The sequence below is a fragment of the Arthrobacter sp. MDT1-48-3 genome, assembly GCF_054511015.1.
This window is the reverse complement of sequence record NZ_JBTNDL010000019.1, coordinates 1-1,969: the sequence shown is the minus strand read 5'-3', so window position 1 is coordinate 1,969 and position 1,969 is coordinate 1. Positions and strand designations below refer to the sequence as shown.

Here is a 1,969-nt window from a genome sequence, read left to right as displayed (position 1 = left end):
ACAGGCCGGGAAGGGCCAGAGCGCAAACTGCAGCGGCGCCGCTGAGGACGATGACCCACGCCGGCGGTTGTCCGATGGCGAGGGTGGGCAGCCCGAGCACGACGAACGCCAGAGCAGCGACCCCGAGGATGACGACCGGTGCGATCAGGCGTGATCGGGCCGGTCGGGTCGAGAGTGGGGGTGTGGTGTCCCGGGCCATACTGATCGGGACCAGCAGACTCGCGGTCACCATGCCCAGGAACAGGGCGCTCGAGACCACGGGCTGTGTCTCCACGAACGTGTGTAAGGGTGTCGCGAGGGTGAACAACGCGGCGAACATGCCCACGATCAGCGGGAGGATCAGCAACCATTCCACGCCTGCAAATGAGGCCGGAGCACTGGTTCGGGTGCGACGCTTCGTACTGTTCGTACTGGATGTCGTCCTGGTGGTGGTCGTGCTTGTTGTGCTTTTCACGACCCTGCGGGGGAGGAGCCCAGTGATGCCGCGCAGGAGGTGGTGCGCCGAGAGGACGAGTCGGTCGTAGATCCCGAGCACGAGAGCGACTGTGCCGCCGGAAACGCCCGGGACCAGTTCGACAAGCCCGATCAACGCGCCGCGAACGGCATGAGCGAAACCAGTCACGATCACTCCGGAAGCAGCGAGTGAAGTGGTAGCTGAAGTGGTGGAAGGGGCGTTCAGGGTCTGGTTTCGTGGAGCATCAGCGCGGGTTGGTGGGCCATGAGGTTGCGGGGAGGAAGAAATCACCGTTTTAACGCTAACGATCCGGTTGCAGTCATTCCCGCCCACGGGGTGGTTCGAGATAGGTCCGATGCAGAATCGATGACTGCCCGTGACCAAACCGGCCCTTTCGTGTGTCGTCCACCACGTCCGTAGCACGAGTCAGATTCTCCCGAGGGCGTCCGCAACGCCTTCAGGAATCTCTCCTAGGATCAGGAGCAGTCGGTCACCTTCCGACCGCACCATCAAGCATGCCGATCAGAAGGAGAATGACCATGGGTCTGGATGACAAGATCAGCAACGCCGCGCAGAAGCTCGGCGGACAGGGCAAGGAAGCCGCCGGTCACGCGACCGGCGACGAAAGCCTCAAGGCCGAGGGTCAGGGCGACCAGGCCAAGGGTGACCTCAAGCAGGCCGGCGAAAAGATCAAGGACGTCTTTAAGAAAGACTGATTGTCTTACCGGCGTCGGCACGTGAGCGTGTGACGTGAGGGGAGCACTCCTTCGTGGAGAGCTCCCCTCTGGCGTCCGGGCTTTCAGCGAAGTGGTTTGGTCTTCGCCGGTGGCTTGGCTCCTCGGGCCAGCTGTCACTTGCAACCGCCCTACGGAAGAGTCGGGCATGGGGAGGGCTTAGAGGAGGGGCCGCAGGGGTACGAGGACGGTTTCGGCGAAGCGGGCTGCGGGGTGACGCTTGGTCCACTCCTCGAGTTCCACTCTGGTGGAGTTGTCCCGGTCGATCGCGAAAATCTTCTCCATGTCGGCGGCGAAGCCCTCGTCCTGAATCTCAAGGTTGGTTTCGTAGTTGAAGCGCAGGCTGAGGCGGTCGATGTTCGCGGTCCCGACGATGGACCATTGGCCGTCGATCGTCGCGGTTTTGGCATGGATCATCGCGTTGCGGTACTGCAGCACGGTGATGCCAGCTTCCAGGAGCGAGGAGTAGAAGCCTCTCGAGAGCCAGTCCGCGAGGATGTGGTTGGAGTCCTGCGGGACGATGATCTGGACGTCGACACCGCGGCGGGCTGCTTCGACGAGGCCGGCGAGGATCCTCTGGTCGGGGATGAAGTACGCGGTCGTCAGGTAGATGTGGTGCTGGGCGCGGCTGATTGCATCGAGGTAGACGCTGCGAATCGGATAGACCAGGTCGGCGGGGATGTTGTTGATCGCCACGATGCGCGAGTTCCAGTGCACCGGGTTCTGTGGGGACAGTTCAGGACGTTTGACCGCGAGGTGGTTCCATACCTGACCGAAGGCA

Annotated in this window: 3 protein-coding genes; 1 reads left to right on the top strand and 2 read right to left on the bottom strand. The window is 62.7% G+C overall.

The annotated features are described in order from the left end of the window. Positions 1–535, bottom strand: a 535-nt coding sequence (locus tag ACX80L_RS17705; protein ID WP_459291374.1) for an undecaprenyl phosphate translocase family protein, incomplete at its 3' end; no start/stop codon positions are given. Between the two features lie 458 nt (positions 536–993). Here ACX80L_RS17705 and ACX80L_RS17700 point away from each other — a divergent pair. After that, positions 994–1,170, top strand: a complete 177-nt coding sequence (locus ACX80L_RS17700) for a CsbD family protein (protein WP_104121794.1) — start codon at positions 994–996, stop codon at positions 1,168–1,170. Between the two features lie 177 nt (positions 1,171–1,347). On the opposite strand, the gene ACX80L_RS17695 is transcribed toward ACX80L_RS17700, so the two are convergent. Then, positions 1,348–1,969 (bottom strand): phospholipase D-like domain-containing protein (locus tag ACX80L_RS17695; RefSeq protein WP_459291372.1); only part of this gene is annotated, 622 nt, incomplete at its 5' end.

Coding starts and splice junctions, on each gene's coding strand:
- ACX80L_RS17700 (WP_104121794.1), top strand. CDS start 994: ATGGGTCTGGATGACAAGATCAGCAACGCCGCGCAGAAGCTCGGCGGA.